The organism is Sphingobacterium wenxiniae (genome assembly GCF_900116225.1).
Classification (GTDB): domain Bacteria; phylum Bacteroidota; class Bacteroidia; order Sphingobacteriales; family Sphingobacteriaceae; genus Sphingobacterium; species Sphingobacterium wenxiniae.
Map to the genome: position 1 here is coordinate 502,003 of NZ_FOZZ01000001.1, position 19,925 is coordinate 521,927.

General features: G+C 45.1%; 11 protein-coding genes. 1 reads left to right on the forward strand and 10 read right to left on the reverse strand.

What is annotated here, in order from left to right; translation table 11 throughout:
* Window positions 1-233: 233 nt before the first annotated feature.
* Window positions 234-1,208, reverse strand: a complete 975-nt coding sequence (locus tag BM375_RS17105; RefSeq protein WP_212611606.1) for a mechanosensitive ion channel family protein — start codon at window positions 1,206-1,208, stop codon at window positions 234-236.
* Between the two features lie 3 nt (window positions 1,209-1,211).
* Between BM375_RS17105 and BM375_RS17110 the strand changes: the two genes are divergently transcribed.
* On the forward strand, window positions 1,212-1,724 hold the full coding sequence (locus tag BM375_RS17110) for a hypothetical protein (RefSeq protein ID WP_170852564.1): 513 nt from the start codon (window positions 1,212-1,214) through the stop codon (window positions 1,722-1,724).
* A 544-nt stretch (window positions 1,725-2,268) separates the two neighbouring features.
* Here BM375_RS17110 and BM375_RS17550 read toward each other — a convergent pair.
* The 9 genes from BM375_RS17550 to BM375_RS02230 all read right to left on the reverse strand — a co-directional run bounded on the left by BM375_RS17550 (window position 2,269) and on the right by BM375_RS02230 (window position 19,699).
* Window positions 2,269-2,400 (reverse strand): hypothetical protein, encoded by a 132-nt coding sequence (locus BM375_RS17550; RefSeq protein WP_262987249.1) that lies wholly within the window; start codon window positions 2,398-2,400, stop codon window positions 2,269-2,271.
* 237 nt (window positions 2,401-2,637) lie between these two features.
* Window positions 2,638-4,176 (reverse strand): hypothetical protein, encoded by a 1,539-nt coding sequence (locus BM375_RS02195; RefSeq protein ID WP_093363507.1) that lies wholly within the window; start codon window positions 4,174-4,176, stop codon window positions 2,638-2,640.
* A 10-nt stretch (window positions 4,177-4,186) separates the two neighbouring features.
* Window positions 4,187-7,231, reverse strand: coding sequence for a SusC/RagA family TonB-linked outer membrane protein (locus BM375_RS02200; RefSeq protein WP_093363508.1), 3,045 nt, complete (start codon window positions 7,229-7,231; stop codon window positions 4,187-4,189).
* 68 nt (window positions 7,232-7,299) lie between these two features.
* Entirely contained in the window at window positions 7,300-8,295 is a 996-nt protein-coding gene (locus tag BM375_RS02205; RefSeq protein ID WP_093363509.1) for a TlpA disulfide reductase family protein, read from the reverse strand.
* 45 nt (window positions 8,296-8,340) lie between these two features.
* Complete coding sequence (locus BM375_RS02210) at window positions 8,341-10,995, reverse strand: M14 family metallopeptidase (protein WP_093363510.1); 2,655 nt, start codon at window positions 10,993-10,995, stop codon at window positions 8,341-8,343.
* 342 nt (window positions 10,996-11,337) lie between these two features.
* Window positions 11,338-12,270, reverse strand: a complete 933-nt coding sequence (locus tag BM375_RS02215; protein ID WP_212611607.1) for an endonuclease/exonuclease/phosphatase family protein — start codon at window positions 12,268-12,270, stop codon at window positions 11,338-11,340.
* 3 nt (window positions 12,271-12,273) lie between these two features.
* Window positions 12,274-14,568 (reverse strand): GH92 family glycosyl hydrolase, encoded by a 2,295-nt coding sequence (locus BM375_RS02220; protein WP_093363582.1) that lies wholly within the window; start codon window positions 14,566-14,568, stop codon window positions 12,274-12,276.
* A gap of 350 nt (window positions 14,569-14,918) precedes the next feature.
* On the reverse strand, window positions 14,919-16,439 hold the full coding sequence (locus BM375_RS02225; RefSeq protein WP_093363511.1) for a RagB/SusD family nutrient uptake outer membrane protein: 1,521 nt from the start codon (window positions 16,437-16,439) through the stop codon (window positions 14,919-14,921).
* Window positions 16,440-16,450: 11 nt separating this feature from the next.
* On the reverse strand, window positions 16,451-19,699 hold the full coding sequence (locus BM375_RS02230; RefSeq protein WP_093363512.1) for a SusC/RagA family TonB-linked outer membrane protein: 3,249 nt from the start codon (window positions 19,697-19,699) through the stop codon (window positions 16,451-16,453).
* Window positions 19,700-19,925: the final 226 nt, after the last annotated feature.

The following is a 19,925-nucleotide window of genomic DNA, read 5'->3' on the forward strand; positions in this document are numbered from 1 at the left end:
GTATAATATTAACAGAATGTTAAATACATATCCAATCATGGAACTTAATCGTAGTTTGGTTAATCTTGCCAATCAATCCGTTTTAGCCGTGGCCATAGGGAGACAAACAAGGAACTAGGATCGATCATATACATCCCACTGTTGTACATACTGATTACGCTCTTGATATCGTAAAAAAAAAACATTTTGGGCCTTTTAGCTGTTCCATTGAACAGCTATTGGCCTAGCCCAGATCATATATCTTCGTTTCTGGAGGCCTTAGGCATATCCAGTCCAGACCCATCGCGCACCGCTCGAAAATGTGGCGACAAAAGCTCTATACCCGCCTGGTGAAATACATCGAGTATATTTTTGTGCAGTTCTGAATAAATCAGCGCTTGCCTGTGAGGATTGCGGGTGTAGGCATTTACCTGGTAGGTTACGTAGAAGTCGTCGAGACTGGTCTGAAGGATAAACGGCTCTGGTTGCTTCTCGAGCAGCTCCACCCTGTTACAGGCCTCTTTCGCCAATTCATGTACGCGTTGCCATGGTATCTCATAGGCCATCGTAATATTTGTATAGATAATGAGCGGGTTCTCTTCTACATCCATGCTATAGTTTATCGTGTGACTGTTCATGACCTGCGAATTGGGTATAGAGATCACTTCGTTTTTCGTCGTACGGATCCGTGTCACGAGTAAGGTCTTTTCGATTATATCGCCCGTTACTTCACCTATCTTGATACGATCGCCCACGGAGAACGGCCGCATATAGGTCAGAACCAAGCCTGCCACGATATTGCCTAGCGCACCAGCCGATCCGAACGTGAAGAGCACCCCTATAAATACCGACACGCCCTTGAAAATAGGCGACTCGGATCCAGGCAGATAAGGAAATATTACAATAAGCAAAAAGGCAAATAGGAGCACCCGTAAGATGTGGTAGGTCGGCATGGCCCACTCGCGGTAGAAACCAGGTAAGCTCAGCACCCCCTCATTTAGTTCGTTGGCGAAAAACCGTAAGGCTTTAAGCAGATACCGAAAGATAAAGCAGATCACCATAATGGTGATTAGATTGGGCAAGTAGGCTACAATGGCCTGTACCACCTCTTTCAATGGCTTTGTAAAATAGCCTAGCAAAATTGGCGCATAGCCTTCAGTACTGGGAAACAGATTGAGCAACACGGGCAGAGCCAGATATACGGAAGTGAAGATCAGTATCCACTGCACCACTTGCAAGACAGTCCAAAAAATATTGACCTGCTGATTGGGCGACACCAGTTCGTATCCTCTTACCTTGAAGCCTTTAAAAAACTGGCTTCGCGCGGCGAGCAGTTTACGCTTTATCCATCTGATTATCCTTCCGATACCGATGATGATGAGCGTAACGATCAGGATGATGAGGGAGGCAAAGGCTACGCCCGAGGCCAGCCTTTTGAGGCTTGTTTCCTCTCGATAGTTTTGGATGTCTTCTTTGATCTTTTGCAGGTAGTGGTGGCCGAGCTGTTCAGTGGTCAGGTCAGCCCACATCGCTTCGTTCTCGTCAGCGCTAGCGATCATTTGATCGTTCCAGAACACAATCCAGTTATTCTCGTGCTGATCCAAGATCAGCGAGTCAGGCTCAAATTTGTAGTTTTCGGCGAGCGATCGGATACGGTTTTCGATGACCACGGCCCTTTCTTTGGGGCTATAACTACCCACATGGGTATATATCCTAAACAGTGTATCGCGGAATGGTGCCACTGACGCGCCACTATTGAGCGAACGTAGCGAGTCTACTGTTCGCTTGCGCTTGGCATACAGGATTGAGTCACGGCTCCGCAGGACATTAATCTCGTCCAGTAGCTTTTGCTTCTCCTTGTGCTCACTCATTTTGACTGAAAGCAGCTGCTCTTCCAGCGCATGCCGTTGCAGGGAGTCCTGTCGCTGTTGCTCGCGTATATGGAACAGGCCTTGAGCCTGTACCGATATCTTATCGGCAGTATCTACCACGATTGTGGTATCAAGCCCTTGCGACAGCCCCCTTATGCTACTGAAAAGCAACATCATAACAATTATAGCATACTTTGCAATCATCCTTTTGCTCTTGTTTCAGTGCTAAACTTAAATAAATTTGCAGGCATTTGCAATATTGCCTGCCATTATGCAGACAAAAGCATTTAAAAACGAGCTTCTGCACCTGCCTTTGGCAAGATTAGAAGCTCGCTGTAGAGCAGTTGCATACGCGGGAGTCTGCTACGGTTGTTTGAAACAAATGAGGGAGACTACTCGGCGATGCAACATGATTTTTTTACTTGGCCACGATATAGTCGGCAACAGCCTCCGTATCGAAATCATTTTCTGAGAAATCAAACATAGCGAGTTCGAATTGAGCTTCCAGCACAAGGCATTTTGCCGCTGTAGGTTTATTTTCGTACATCACAAATAAGCCTCCTCCAGTGTTTGGACAGGTCAGACAATTCCAGCAAGAGGTGTTCAGCTACGTTTAAGGATTTTTCCACGTTATAAATATACATTCTGCAATTGGATATAAGACGCTAAATGAAACGGAAATGTTCTACCGATTAAAACAGAAATTAGCAGCATTAAAAGACTCCACTTTTAGTTTAGAATTCCAAGCTATTACATCTTTAATATATACAGGGACGAATATCATTTATCATAACGATGGTTTCCAACCGTTGTCTGCAGCAGTCGCACGTTCGCCATAGATACCTTTTTCGCCAAAATAGTCTTTTCCACCGAAGGTGTAGGTTTCCAATCCGACCAGCTCCAACTGAATCTGTGGAATAGGAAACTGTGTCGGTGTACCGCCCTGCAAAAGATCATGTCTACGCATAAAGGTAAATGGCACAAACGTTCCTCCTGCACCATCTATTTCTATCGCATATTCATAATGCAATGCATCTCTAAGCGTCTGATCGTTTGTATTGATATCGGCGAGGTGTCCTTTTGCTTTGCGTGCCGCATCACCCGCATTGAGTTCCGCCGCCGCACCCGCGTAATCCTTCAACCAGAATTTAGCTTCCGCACGCAACAGGCGTATTTCTTCAACAAGGAAGTACGGATTCACTGCCCCTGCCACGTTAAGCGTAGACAGTCTGGGATGCATCCAACGTGAGCGAATATAATTGCTAAATAATCCCCGCCCACGGGCCTCCAACAATATCCCGAAATTGGTGGTATAGGTAAAATATTGATAAAAACGTTGATCATCACTCTCAATCGGTGGCAGTATGATGTTATTGTTTACCGGGTAATAGTTAGGTGTATTACGGTTTTTATCAGCCAGATAAGGAATCTTGATATCCACAGGCACATAGGATGCCCCACCATACGGACGTTCCAAGACATCAACCAAAGCATTATAATAACCTCCCACTGTAGTCGTGATCGTAAAATCTTTCCTAAAACCTTGATTTGCATAGCTTAACACCCTGTTCCAATAAACATCGCCCAAAGCCTCCGCCTCTGCTTTGTCCCGTGCTACTGATGACAGGATTCGCGCAGCCATAGAATTGACTAACAATTTCAAGTCTTCCCTATTTATATTCACCCCTGTCAGGAAATCAAACTTGAGATTAGGGGTTGATTCTATCAACTGTAAGGTTCTGTCCAAGTGGGCAACCCCATTTTCAATTAATTCCTTATATGAATTTGGAAATTCCCGGGTGGTGAGGGCGACATCATCCACAATTATCCCACGGTCAAAGATAACGCCGAGGTAACCCTGCGAAACGCCTTTTGCATAGTATGCTCCCACTAAGCAATCAGCCGTGCGATCAGCCCCCGCGTCATCAAAGATAGTTACCTGTTGGTTTTCAATCAGATCGATTACTTTAGTCGCATCAAGGTTCGATTGGTAAAAATTAGAGTAGATTTCCCGTACCGCAGCATTGCCCCTATAAGCTGCGTTATTGTTCAATCTTAATCTCGGTTCGTTGGCAAAATCCCACCAGGACTGACTTCCGTTGGTGTTGGTAGATTGGTCGGCCCAAATACTGAAATGCGAGCCTCCTGCATTGCTCGTGGTGGTTTTGAACGCTGTCTGCACACTGCTGGTGGTCAATACATAGCCCAAACTTTTTATTTTTTGGATAGCTTCTTCGTTGGTCAAGGTCGAAGGATCATCAAAGTCTATCGATTCACAAGCGCTCAGTGTCAAAGCCAATCCTACTAAGTAAAATATCTTTTTCATTATCTAATCATTAAAAGTTAAAGGTTAATTTTCCTGAAACAATACGGTAAGAAGGATAGTTAAATCCATCCTGCCCGAGTCCATCCACATTGACGCCTTGATAATTCGTCCATATAAGTAAGTTACGACCCACCAAGGAGAAACTTGCATTCTGCAACAGCTTGGACAACCCCAATCGCTGTGTCGGAATTTTATAAGATAGTGATAGTTCTCTCAAAGCTACGTGGGTTGTACTTTCGATCCAATAATCCGTCACTTGGGAAGCATTAAATACCTGTGTAGTAAAGTTCAGAGGCTTTCCTGCTGCTGAACTTAATTCCGAAAAGCGGGAACGGTACACATAAGTTAAGTACTGCGCTGTCTCATTGAATTTCTCTCCACCTTGTTGCCAGTCTATCACTGCATAGAGCGATAATGGACCATAAGAAAAACTGTTGCTAAAGCCGATATTGAAATTTGGGTTGGCTTCACCTATAATCTTCGCATTACCTGTTGCCGGGTTGACATAAAAAACCGGAGCTTCTTTAGCTGTTCCATAAGCAGCTTTCTCCACAACCACCCCAAATTCATTTACCATATAATCATCGATACGTTTTGTTCCATCACCTGCATTGACTACAAAACCATCGTTATTAGTTTCCAATTGTGCTAAATCCGAATGTATGCTATAGCCGTAAATCGCAGTCGTACTCGCTCCCACTGCTTTTCTATAACCATTTTGTGTAAATTCAGGCACGTCACCCAGCGAAGTTATCTTACTTCTTACCTTGCTGAACGTTAGCCCCACAGTCCAAGCAAATTTTGTTTTTTCCAATACTTTACCATTCACCTCGAGCTCCAAGGAATTCGATTTGACCGCGCCAAGGTTATCATAGATATTGGCAGAACCCGAAATAGGGGCAAAAGCCGGTACAGAAATAAAGTCGTTTGTACTGTTAGAAAAGGCATAATTAAACTGTACGTTCAATCTATTCCACAGGATAGCATCAAATCCGATTTCTGTTTCTTCGGTAATGGCCCTTTTCAGATCGGTGTTATCGTTTTGGGTATACGATACTCCTCCCGCATTAGAGATTGTTACCCTACTGTCTTTAGCACCAAAGGGAGGTAGACTGCCTGCTTTTCCATACGCCACACGAAACTTCAATTCCGTCAATGGATACAAAGGCACATCTTCAGTGAGCCGATATGCAGCCGATACGCGTGGGAAGAAGGCGGTTCCGACATCTTTCCCAAAGCGGGAACTTTGGTCAAGGCGTCCCAATGCATCGATAAAAAACTTGTCATCCCACCCGAACTTTGCGTTCAAGAAGTAACCGTGATTAACTGTTTTCTCCCAAGAAGATGATAATTCACGTGTGTTCGGTTCGGTCACCAGCAAGCTTTTCACCGGAGCAGTTAAGTTACGGCCGGAACCACCAAAACCGGTTCCGAAAGCCGATTCATACACATACTTAGCCGTCACTCCCCAATCCAAGCGGCCGCTTGTTCTATTATAATTTAGCTGAAGCTGTCCATTACGAGTACTTTCACGCAAGGTAGTCAACTCATAGTTCCCGTTATTTAGCTCCACATCCGGTGTAATCGTTTGGTATCCGATGGGATGATATACTTCTGTATTATAATGCCTCGTTTGCAGCGATACAGCGCCTTCAGCACTAAAATATTGATTGATGTTGTATTTCAGTTTACCACCCAACAGCAAGTTTTCGGTAATATAATTGTATTCTTGATTGGTGAGCCTATAAAAGGGATTTGTCCACTGCTGACCAGAAAGCTCCGTTCCTTTTGGCAGGTACACATACCTTCCTTCAGCATCCCGCTCACTCAGGTTGATGTGAGGTTCCACCAATAAGGTAGAATACAGTAGACCTTCCGAGCGGGAGGATACCGCTCTTGAAGGTGTGTCAAAGTAGCCATACTGTGCGGTTAGGTCCGCACTGATTTTGGTAGAAGGTCTGTAGCCTACATTCAGCAAAAGATTTTGTCTTTTATCGGCGGCCACCGCAGGCGATACGCCTCCTTTATACTGGTTTTGGGCCGAGAGATAGAGGTTATATTTATCCCCATTCGAGGCTACAGAAGCTGCGTTTGTAAAATAGGTTGTCCTTCCCAACAAGTTTGCCGTATTGTCATAATGGTCTTTATACGGATGCAGGTTTACGGAATATCCGTTTTCCTGATAGTCAATTACGCGCGCGCCATCCACTAAGAAGAAAGAACCGTCGGCATTCACTTTAAAATGGTGTTTATCGGTTGTTGGTGGCAACAGTAGAATATCCGAAAAGCCCACCTCGTTATCTACGTTAATACTTAGCCTGCTTTTCGAACGGCCGCTTTTGGTCAAGACCTGTATAATCCCGCCTTCACCACGCGTTCCATACAGTGCCGAAGCCGCAGCACCCTTCACGACCTCAATCGATTCAATATCATTCGGATTGAGGTCGGCAAGCCGCAGTCCCGTGACGAAACCATCCACTACAATCAACGGTTCCACATTGCCGCTTACCGATTTTGCACCACGCAAATAGACCGATGCCCCTGCATTTCCACCCGATTGGTCGATACGCAGCCCCGCAACCTTACCACGTAATGTTGTAGAAGCATCTAAAGCCGGCACAGTATTGATCAGCTCGCTATCCACTTTTGTCAACGCAAATGATAGCTTCTTGCGGCTTACACCCTGCGATACTCCTGTCACAACGACTTCTTCCAGTAGTTCGTCCAATGGTATCAGTTCAATAGTTATGGGACTATGCTCCGCAACCAGCACTTTACTTTCATAACCCACGTGCGATAGGTGGAGGGTAAACGGCAATTTCTGTCCCGTTACGAACTGAAAATTGCCATCGCGATCGGTTTTTACATTATGGGTTACAGCTTCGAGCTGTACCGTAACACCTTCAATCGGTTCTTTCGTATGTGCATCGATAATTTGACCAACGAGGGACGCATTTACAATAGGCTGAGGTTTATCCTGTGCTTGGGAGATCCCTACCCAGCAAACCAACAGCAATAGGTAGATAGAACACTTCCGTATTCCAAAGTTTTCCATAATTTCAATAATTTAATAGTAAAAAAATAACAAGTGCCAACGCCAATTGATTACTTGCTTGCCTGTTCCTACTTTTCGTAGATTGCTTTTAATGCTTCCTGCAACTCTTCTCCTTTGATATTGCGGGCAACGATAATCCCATCCGGGTCTATCAACAAATTGCTTGGGATGAAACGTACACCATATAGAGCCGCTGCTTCTGTGTTCCAGAAAGCCAGATCTGATACCTGCGTCCACTCCAATTTGTCATCTGCGATAGCTTTCTCCCAACTTGCCTTATCTTTATCCAGTGAAACTGCGAACACGGAGAATCCCTTGTCTTTATAAGTGTGATAGGCCGTTACGATATTCGGGTTTTCCCTTCTGCAAGGCCCACACCATGCAGCCCAGAAATCCAACAATACGTATCCTTTTCCCAAATGGTCCGAGAAGCGTACTTTGTTTCCTTGCGGATCGGTAGATACAAAGTCGATTGCTTTATTCCCCGGCAATACGGCCGATTGTTTTTCCACGAGGTCATTTAAGATGCGTACGTACTGTGAGTTATTCAAATCGGGCGATAGCAATGCCAAATGTTCTTTGATTTCCTGCGGCGATAAGCTATACGAGTAATTGCGGAATAGCGCATAAGCCGACACGATGGATGCCGGGTCTTCCTCAATAAGTGCTTTAGCCGTCAGCCCTTGGCGATTGCGCAAACCCTCAAAACGCACCTGCGACGCCGACCCCTTTACCTGATGGCGTGTACGCTCTCCTTCGTTATCAATGGAGATCTCGATTGGATTATTTTCCAAAAAGACCTGTAACGGATATTCCTGATCCTGCAATCGGATACCGTAAAGTTCCGGTAACAGTACTTTCGTTGAAAACGCAAAAGTGCCGTTATTTACGATAGTCGAATCCACCGTCTTAAACACCTTATTGTCGTATTGTTCCAAATACACTTTCTTACTATCTGCTCCTTTTATCCTTCCAGATACCTGAAGAGGAGCCACTTCCTGTGCCCATGCCTGTGCACAGATACCGACTGCGCATATAGCCAATGCTATTAATTTTCTGTTCATGTCTATTTTTCTATTAAGATTAAACTATTCTATATTTTACACTTGTTACCTTCTAGCTTGTCGCTGAATTATCTGTCCGAAGAATACCGCATTGAGAAAGCTTCGGGCGTTACCAAAGGATACACCACGGAACACCGGGTCTTCGACAAAGTATATGGTTCGTCCAGCACCATTGGTTTCTACCAATATGCTTGCTGTACCCTCTAAACGTTGCAGATTCTTTGCCGATACATAACCATTGAGTAGTGGGGATTTACTATAAATGGCCACATTGTGATAAGGCTGTTCTCCCTGTTCGACAAAAAGCGCATGGTTTCGGAACACTGCCTTTTCGGGGCGTGTATAACCATAGCCAACCGGATGCGTAACATCGACTTCCGTCTTGAAAAATGTTCCTCCGATATGTTCTGCTCCTTGGCGGTTAACGGCTGAAGCATAAGTATAACGCTGCTTTCCTTTGGTCTCCTCAGTAGGTATCTTATCTGTTATGAATTTAAAGGAAGCCAATTCTTTCTCCGCCAGCCACTGCCCGGTACGCCCAAAGACAATAAGCGTTCCCCCAGCTCGTGTCCAAGTGCGGATTTTATCCAGCTGATTTTGGTTGAGAGAAGCATATTCACCCCCCACCAAAATCAATACCTGAAAACGATCCAGATTTACCTGCCCGAATTGTTCGGTATTCACGCGCACCAAAGGATGCTCCAATTGACGTTCAAAGCTATACCACACCTCGCCTGCTTCGTATGCCCGTACGCCCTGTCCTGTTAGCAGCAAGGCGTTCTGCGGTTTCACGATCTTAAATCCATTACTTCCAAGATCTATACCCGAGAGGCTAAACCCCGTCTGTATAGGAACTATAATAATTTTGCCTTTTGTGCCGAGTTGCTGTAAAAGAGCTTTAAGGCTATCAGCTGTACGACCTTGTCCTGCAATCGGGATCAACAGGCTTCCGTAGTCGAAAGATACAGACTTTTTATCCACTGACACTTCAAAAGGACTCCCCGCGGCTTTTACAAGAACATTGTGTTGAAGCAACTGCGCGAGCAACCAAGGGGCTGCATCCTGACGCCAATCCACAATGTAACCGAAATTCGTTTCCGCCCAGTTAACATTTACCTTCCACAGCGTTTCTATATCGTCTGCAGAACCGGTCGCTATGCTTTGTCTTAGGCCCGCATAGGCAAACCCATACAGGTAGGCCAATGAGTTTCCCGACCCATCATAGAACACGCTGTCGATATAGTTCTTTTCTTCGTCGAAGATAACCTTGACCAGCCTGTAGTTAGCTTGCGCTGTAGGTATCCACAACGACTGTTCCTTTTCAAAGCGTTGCCCCCCTATTAGGCGATCCTCTTGGTTGACATGGAATTCGATCTGATGACGACGAAGCAATTCAACGAAATGTTCAATAGCACGCTTATTGTATTTAGCGTCGACTAAATAACCTTTTATAGGATCCTTAGCGGCCAGATCCAGCGCAGATTTAAAGAATTGCAACTGGTTTTGTTGAAGTTCTTTCCGGTTTTCTACTGCTGCACGGATTGTTGCCAAAGCTATGCGCAAGTGGTTACGGATGGCAAAGGGATAGGTCAGCTCGCCCGAAGCCGTGTGCTGCAATAAGCCGCGCGGGCTTGCCTGTTCAAATAAGATACCCAAGCTACCGGCATGATCGGGATAGCTTGACCCATAAGTAGGGTTGATATTGTCATATTGTTCTTTGGTGTAATAGAGCGAGCCTATTGTATCCAGCGCTGCTGCATAATACTGCGCAAACACATTATTCAGTTCATAAGTCGATTTCGGCACCCAGATCGACTCCTGCGCACCGGGTTTAGTCGGCTCAAAAAAGAACGAAGAAGCTGCATTCATTTCGTGAAAATCGCCCTGTATCTGTGGCAGCCATTTTTGGAAATAGCTTACCCGCGCCTTGCTTTCGGGATGTACCTGATTGATCCAGTCCCTGTTGAGGTCGAACCAATAATGGTTTGTACGTCCGCCCGGCCATGCTTCATTGTGTTCCCTATCCAATGGATCGCCGATAGGCGGAAAAACCGAATTGGCATTCACCCAAGTTACATAGCGCTCATATCCATCGGGGTTACGCACAGGATCAATAAAGTATACGGCATTTTCCAGATATCCCTCTATGGCACTTCCCTGTCCTGCGGTCAGATAATAGGCTGTAAGCAAGGCCGCTTCTGCCGGAGAAGACTCGTTGCCATGAACACTAAAGCCTAAAAACACAAAGGCCGGGTTGTCCGATCGGATATCGATCCGGCCACCCTTCGCACGGTCAATTTGCTCGTCATGTTCTTTGCTTATCTGTTCCAGTGCTTGGATATTCTTATTTGCACTTATCTTCAAGACGATTAATGGCCGTCCTTCCCAAGAGTAACCGATGGTATCCAACGTCGCACGGTCAGATTTTCTTTCCAGTTCTTTGAAGTATTGCACAATCTGCTCATAGCGTGTGTGAAACTTTCCGATATCCCGGCCGAGGAATTTTGCAGGAGATGGAATATTTCCTGCAAATTCCACATCTTTAGGAAAGTAATAATTACCCTGTAGATCGATATTAAAAATTCCTGCACCGTGTGCCTCTTGCACAACAGTTTGCTGCTGCGCTTGTGTAGACTTCCGGCCGATTATAAAAGTACATACCAATAATAGGACATACCAGCGTATACGCTCTGTCTTCATTTGTAAACTTGTTTAAAGAGTAAGAAAAATGTCGGTGTCTGCCGACACCTGCATCAAGATAGAGAAGGATATGGGCCATAGGCCCACCTGCCTTCGAGCTCGTCGGGGGAAAGACCTTAGCTACACATTCGTTGGCACAAACGTACGCTTTGATACCTTATGCTGTCTTTTTTAAGGAGATTGGTGGAGTTGATTGTTTTGTCCATTTTGTTACATTGTTTAATTAGTGTTCAGTAATGCCTCGTTGCCAACGCCAATTGTTAACGAATGTACAAATATAAAAAAAGTCTACATAAATAGTAGACTTTAAAATATTTTTTTTTCTTGCTACACTTTTCCCACTTACAACGCGATTTTAATCACCAATGGAAAATGGTCTGATGGTAAGCGCGACTCATACTGTTTAAAAGAAAGTTCGCGTGGGAAATCTCCTTTTTTGACTTCCTCGGCATTCTCCTTTTTACTCCGATACGATTCGGTGAGTACCGCGTAGTGCTTTACCTGTATACTATCAGAAACAAACACATGGTCTATGCGGCTATCCGTCCAGAGGTTTGTATCGAACGCATTGAATGTTCCGTTCCATGCAAATTTGTTGGTCGCTATTTCGTAGCTATCGCGTAGGTGGCCCGAACTATTCAATATCTGGTATATACTGTTGTGCTGATCTACGTTAAAATCACCTGTCAGTATGGTTGGAGTACCTTGTGTCATTTCTGCGATTTTACGAACCACAAGCTTGCTGCTTTCCTCCCGGGCTTTCATACCCACGTGGTCCATATGGAGATTGAAGCACCATAACGTTTTTCCCGTTAATTCTTCGCGCAGTTGCACAAATGTACAAATACGGGGAAGAGCGGCATCCCAACCCTTCGAAGGTTGGTCAGGGTTCTCCGAAAGCCAAAACACACCAGACTGCAATAACGTAAACTTATCTTTTTTATAAAATATAGGTGCGAATTCTCCTTCCTCCTTACCATCATCACGTCCTACGCCCACGTAGTCATAATCAGGTAGTTTCTCCTTCAGGTCATGCAGCTGGTTTACCAATACCTCTTGCAGCCCCACTACGTCATAGTCAATAAAATCGATCAGAGAGTGGATCACAGGCAGGCGGTTCTCCCACCCGTTGCCGGCTTTTCTATCGCCATTGTTATCATAGCGTATGTTATAACTTCCTACGGTCAGGTCAAGCTTCGTCTGTCCATACGCCGCGGTACAAATCAAACTTAGTAAACCTATTACAAAGTAAAAGAATCTGTTTTTTTTCATCATTTATCAGTTTATATTTGAATCATTAGAGAAAGAATACGGAACATCGCTCTGAGCCGTGCCCCGTGAAAAGTTGGGCTTAACCGACATGTTGAAATCCAGCTCAGCACCGTTATTTAAGTCCTCTATGCGCAGGAAATTACGGCTGTAATCTTTACCATTCAACAGTAAACGATCCACATATATATGGTCTTTTGCTTGATTTTCTGCCGATATGGCAATCGTATTACCGTTTTCCAATTGCAGACTTACCTTGGCAAACTGTGGCGATCCGATTACATATTCACCCGAACCCGGCGCCACAGGATAAAAACCCAAAGCAGAAAACACATACCAAGCCGATGTCTGCCCATTATCTTCATCGCCACAGTAACCATCCGGGGTAGGCAGGTAAAGCTTATCCATGATATTTCTTACCCAATATTGCGCTTTCCATGGAGCTCCTGAATAGTTATAAAGATACGGCATGTGCTGTATAGGTTGGTTTCCGTGCGCGTACTGTCCCATGTTCATGACCTGCATTTCACGCATCTCGTGGATCATGCGTCGGCTTTTCATCCCCTCGCGGCTAGGCACCAAAAAGACGGTGTCCAGCATTGCGGTAAATGCTTTATTACCGCCCATCAGGTCAATCAGCCCCTGCGGATCGTGGAATACACAAAAGCTCCAGTGCCAAGCATTTCCCTCGGTATACTCTCTTGACCAGGCACTGGGATCAAAGTTAGCAATAAACGATCCGTCTTTGTTCCTTCCGCGCATCAGTTTTGTGGAGGGATCATAGAGATTTTTATAATTCAGCGCTCTTTTAGCGTAGATGACTGTTTCCGCATCCGGGCGACCTAAAGCTTTGCCAAATTGATATATACACCAGTCGTTATAGGCATATTCCAAAGTGCGGGCTACATTTTGCGAAATATCAGCGCCGACCGGGATATAGCCTAGCTCATTGTACAGCTCATGCCCGTATCTTCCCGTTGATGTATTTTTTGGATGCACATGGTTAGCCCCATGCTGTACAGCTTCCCATAACACCAATGGATCATACCCCTGTCTTCCGGTGAGAAACGCATCCGCTACCACAGAAGCAGAATTATTTCCGATCATAGAGGCCCGATGGCCCGGCGATGCCCACTCAGGCAGAAAGCCGCTTTCTTTGTAAGCATTCACTAAGCCCTCCTGCATGCGGTCGTTCATCGAAGGATAAAGCAGATTCAGCAGTGGAAAGAGGCTTCTGAAAGTATCCCAAAACCCAGTATCGGTAAACATTTCACCGGGCAATACCTGTCCATTGTAGGGACTGTAATGCATTCTGTTTCCTGCTGCGTCAATCTCCGAGAGGTCCCGTGGGAAAAGTGTCGAGCGATATAAACAGGAATAGAAGGTGCGCAAACGGTCAATATCGTTATCTTCCACACGGATCCGGCCCAACACATCGTTCCATTCGCTACGGCCTTCGCTAGCTACCTGTTCCAACGATTTATTCCGCACCTCGTTGAGGTTCAAAGAAGCCTGTTCAAAACTGATAAAAGAAGAAGCGACGCGGGCTGTCACCTGTTGTCCTCTTTTCAAACCTTTAAATCCAACGATAGCGCCAGCATGGTTCGCCATTACCTCCAAGCCGTCAGCAGTGATTTCGCCATCCTTCACGGCGAAATGGCTTGCTATGGGCTGGTCAAACTCGATGATGAAATAATTTTTAAAATTCTCCGGCACTCCGCCACTATTTTTGGTACTATAACCGATAACCTTATTTTCCTCCGGTATAAGTTTCACAAAAGAACCTTTATCCAAAGCATCGATAATTACGTAAGCGCTATCCGTCTGCGGGAACGTAAACTTAAATACCACAGCCCTATGTGACGGGCTTAACTCGGTAGTAATGTCGTGATCTGCCAGAAATACGCTGTAATAATAGGGTTTAGCTGTTTCCACTTTATGCGAAAACCAGCTTGCACGCGCATCCTGGTCAAACACAGGCTGTCCTGTGATAGGCATCAATGAAAACTGCCCATAATCGTTGTTCCACGGACTAGGCTGGTGTGTCTGTTTAAATCCCTTAATCTTGTCAGCAGTGTAGGTGTAGATCCACCCATCGCCCATATTACCGGTTTGCGGCGTCCAGAAGTTCATACCCCAAGGACGAGCTATGGCGGGATAGGTGTTTCCGGTCGATAGTTCATATTTGGATAACGTTCCGATTAAAGGGTTGACGTAATCCACCGGTTCAGGCGATTGCGCTAAGGTCTTTTGAAGACCCGTCATCCATAATAGCATTAACAGAAATAAAGGAACCTGTTTCATAAATTTTAATTTATTTATACCCGTTATACATTTTAGCATGACCAGGTCACGCTCGCTCATGAAAACATGTATTAAGAGTTTGTTTATAATTACAAATACGATTTAGCAAATATAAATAATTAGATGAAGATCGGTCTAACATCGTACATTGTATAAATTTATTACACGAAATTTTTACAAAGTACAATGAGTTGTTAACTCAACCCCGCATTACCCATAATCGCGTTATACGCCTGTCTGATTTATCTGACATTACCCTCTCTGTTAAAATGGCTGGACAACATCTCCACTGCCTGATTATGAGAAGTGCCTACTTTGGGCAGACACTTCTCAGCATGCTATAGAAGCTACTAATAGCCCTTATTCTGAAACATTTTCTCCGGGTTCAGTTTGTACTCATCAAACGGGATCGGGAAGTAGCGATCTTTGGTTGAGATATTGGATAATTTCGCATTTCCATAATCTGCCTGATTTTTCTTCTTAAAATAGGCCACCAACTCCTCTGCCGTATAATTCCGAACCAGATCAAACCATCTGTGATTTTCGAACGCCAGCTCCACCCTTCTTTCGTGCAGGACAGCATCCTTCAGTGTCGGGTATTTCGACCTATAATCAGCATCGCCCAGCGCTTCTGCGTACGTACCTAATCCGGCTCTCTCGCGTACCTCATCCAAGAGTACGACCGCTTCCGCGTTTTTACCTAGGTTTACTTTTGCTTCCGCCAACAGCAACATGACATCCGCATAACGAATCAATATCCAGTCATTCCCTCCCCAGCCGTTGGTACCTGCGCCATCACTCGCATCGCGAAATTTCGTTACAAACCAGTCGTTAACCTGCGGGTCACTGGCAAACTTCACAGAAAACGCCTTACGAATATCATTTTCTTCGTAATCTTTAATCAGATCCAACTTAGCCACTTCGCCTGAACCCGTCGATTTGAATTGCGAGTTGAGGGTTTCTCCCCTAGCCTGGTAATTGCGTGCGATACTGGAGCTATAGTTTTGGTCACCCTGCAGATATTGCACTTGGAAAACCAGCTCTCTACAGCTATTTTTCTTCGCTACGTCAAAGACATCGGCATACGGTATTTCGTTCAGTTTGCCAAATTTCCGCATGCCATAAGCGGCCTGCAGATGTTGTTCAGCTTTTTGCCAATTCGCCTGGCTTTCGTTGGCTATAGTCGATCCCATTGTCAAATACACCTGTCCCAGAAGCGCGTTGATAGCCGCCTTGGATGTCCGGCCAACAGCGTAATCATGTTGGGTATCCGGCAGGTCACTTGCCAATGCTTCCGTCAGGTCTTTTACAATCTGTGCATACACTACATCTTCTTTCTGTCTAAAAGCAACCTCGTTAGCCTGTTCTTTGCTCGTCACCTCTTCTGTTGAAAGCGGAATATCACCAAATTTTCGCACCATATGAAAATAGAGCAACGCGCGTACAAATTTTGCCTCCGCTTTATACCGTTCTTTCACAGCTTCGCTCGTGAAGGCTACTTTATCTACATGAGTCAATAGCACATTACAGCGTGCGATCGCATCATACATAGCGGTCCAGTGCGTTTTTAAGTAGGTATTACTCGGCAATATAGAAAAATCATTGAACTGGAAAGGTTCCCCCGCAGCCGACTGGTTATCGTTTCTCCCGCTGTTGTCCGAGCGTTCCTCATTATACATGGTACTGGACTCACCGATGGTACTGCCAGAGCGCAAAGCTTGGTATAAACCATTTACGGCCAACAATACGTCGTTCTCCGTTTTAAAATAATTTGTAATGGCGACAGCATTAGGATCCTGCTGGTTTAAGAAGTCTTTTGAACAAGAGCTCAACGCTAAGAGCGCAAATGGTAATAAATATCTTTTTTTCATGGATGTCAATTTTAGAAAGTTACTTTAAGTCCTAGGTTGTATGATCTCACCAATGGGTATAAACCATAATCTACTCCTGGGGTTAAGTTCCCGCGCTGATTGTAGTCTGGCTCAGGGTTATAACCTTTGTATTTTGTAATGGTGAATGGATTATCTACGCTAGCATATACTCTGACGCCGGCTAAAGTCCATTTTTGAGCCACATCTGCAGGCAATGAATACCCCAATAGGATATTGGTCATGCGTAAAAAAGATCCGTCCTGAAGGTAGAATGTCGATAAGCGTGTACTGTTGCTTTGGGTTCCTCCTCTGGATGCTCTATATACCGATCCATTTCCAGGATTCTCCGCTGAGCGGTAGCGTTGAGCAACGTCCGCATATTGGTTGCCGGAACCTTCCATGTTGTACAGGTAATAGTCGTAACCGTCCAATACCTGATTGCCCTGTGATCCGTTGAACGAAGCACGGATGTCAAAATGCTTGTAACGCGCATCAAAAGAGAAACCGTAAGTAAATTTAGGATGAGGATTACCAATAATGCGTTTATCATCATCATTCACTACGCCATTGCCATCCACATCTTCAAAGTAAAGATCACCAGGCTGTAGCGGTGTGGAAGATGCCGAAGACGGCGCTACTTTATCGTAGTTTTGCTCGTTTGCTATGCCCAGCACTTTAAACCCGTAGAACATCCCTATGGGACTGCCCTCCTGTGTAATATGCGTTAAGTAGGAGCGTTCCGCACCGTTGGTCAAAATAGTTGACGCACCGCCCAGATCCAACACTTTATTTCTGTTCACGTTGATATTTCCGCTAAAGCCGAAATCAAAATCTGTCTTACGTATAATAGCTGCATCCAGCTGCACATCAAAGCCTTTATTTTCCACTTTGCTATCCGGTAAATTCGTCAATATCGTCGTTGCACCGGATACCGCAGTGATTGGCTGGTTAAACAATAAGTTGGAAGATTGGCTTAAATAGGCGTTTGCCATCACATTGACCCTGCCTCTTAGCAGTCCGAAATCCAGACCTAAATTTGTTTGCGAGGTTGTTTCCCAACTCAGGTTAGGATCCCTTAGATCATCCGGCCAATACGCTGTAGCCACCCTATCACCAATAATCACTCCCCCCGGTGAGTTATAAACGGTAATCGCGCGGTAGTCTCCGATATTGTTGTTTCCACTCTTACCCCAGCTCGCGCGTAATTTCAATGTCGATCCTGCTCCTAACCAGTTGTCGTAAAAATCTTCATTTGAAATGGTCCAACCGCCCGATACAGATGGGAACGCTCCCCATTTGCTATTTGGCCCAAAGCGGGATGAAGCATCGCGGCGATACGAGGCCGAAAGGAAATATTTAGAATCAAAAGAATAATTTACCCGACCGAAATAAGAGATCATCGTCGTCGTTCTCTTGAAGGTATGATCTGCCAACATCTGGAAGTTGGAAGGATCAGCGCCTTTGTCCGTAATTTCGCCAATGGCATCACTTTGGAATCCACGTGCACGCACGCCCACATAATCCAAGTCGGTCTGTTGCGCAGAATAGCCCAACAGTCCCATGATCTGATGTTTCTCAGCAAACGTTTTATTGTAGTTCAAAGTCGCTTCCAGCAGCTTATCCAACGAGCTTTTCGTCAATGCATCCGCATAAGCAGCCGTTTTTGCCTGATCGGTAAATGGCGCATAGTTACCATTGGAAATACTTGTAGGTCGATAATAGTCGTATTTCTCGTCATACGTCGACAAGCCACCGTTCAGTTTAAAATTTAAACCATCTATGATTTTAAAATCCGCATACGCGTTGTATAGCCCTCTTTTCCCTTTACGGTTATTTTTGATTTGCGTCACGTAGGCTAAAGGATTTTCCGGATTCTGTATACCGTAGTTGTTTGCCGACAGATCGCCCATCAGGTATTGCGCATACGATCCATCCTCATTATAAGCAGGCAAAGTCGGCAGATAGATTAACGCCGCCATAGAAGGGCTTCTATCGTAACGCCCTGTTGTTACCTCTTCGTTGTCGTTGTAGGTAAAGGATACGTTTGCCCCGAAGTTTAACCAGTCCGTTACCTTCGAGTCTACATTTGATCTGAAGTTAAATACCTGCTGGCCGGTGCCGAGCATGATACCTTCCTGATTCTGGTATGAACCGCTCACAAAGTATCTGTTTTTATCGTTCCCTCCGGATACCGAAATATTATGTCTTTGGAATGGTGCATTTCTATAAAGCTCGTCCTGCCAATCCGTGTTGTACTGTGCAGGCTTAGCCCTGCCTGTTGCAAAATCATAATAGTCTTCCGGAATGGTCACAGATCCGGCATTGCCGACGCGTGCCACCCTCGCCGCATTGCTATCCATACGCATATCGTCCGTCCATGCTAATCCCCTGCCTAATACCAGGTCTTTGTAGGAATTGTTTCTACCGTCAATGAGTAAGTCGATAAACTGGTCTGCATTCAGCAAGTCTATCTTTTTGGATAACTGTCCAAAACCAGCCAATACTTCATAATCGATATTGCTTTTTCCTTCCTTACCTCTCTTGGTCGTGATCAATACGACACCACCAGCAGCTCTGGATCCATATATCGCTGCGGATGCCGCATCCTTCAGCACATCAATAGATTCGATATCGTTTGGGTTTATATTCAGGTTATTACCCGCAGGATAACCATCGATTACATACAGCGGATCCGAACCTGCATTTACCGAGCCGATTCCCCTTACGCGGATCTTGGTGCCGTCATACGGTGCACCAGATGTCTGGGAAATCTGTACCCCCGCGACTTTACCAACCAATGCTTGCGATAGCTTTGGCGATGTCAGGTTCAACTCATCCGCTTTAACACTGGCAATAGCTCCTGTTAGGTCAGACTTACGGATAGTCTGGTATCCGATAGAGACCGTTACCTCTTCCAATGTATTCTCTAAAGCTGTCAGCCGGAAAGTATTTTGCGACGTTTCACCTGCGGTCTGCACTAAAGTCTGGAAACCAACAAAAGAAACCTGCATCCGGTCGCCTACTGCGCCACCAATGGCAAAATTACCTTGTCCATCCGATTGTACGACTGCCCTAGTCGTTAGGTTGGTGATAGACGCGCCACTTATCGGCGCTCCATCCTGATCCAAAATACGTCCGCGGATTTCAGTCTGTTTCCTATTTTCCAATTCCGTGACTTTGGTCGTCACATCGGCGCTCGCTACCGCGGGCGTAGCCATCACAAATAAAAGCCAAAATAATCTAGTAAATTTAAGTTGCATAGAACTGCTTTAATAAGATGAATTAATAATGCCGCAATGTTAGCAGTCCTATATTAACCGAACTTTAAAACAGGATTAAGATTACAATATCATTTGTAGAAAAAAATCAAAGCTCACATACCCTTTTACGGTATAGGTTGCTGGCATCACGTTTCGTGATATCTGATTTTTAAAATGCAGTATAAAGGTGTTTCGATTGGCGGTTGAAAGATAATGAACCGGAGGG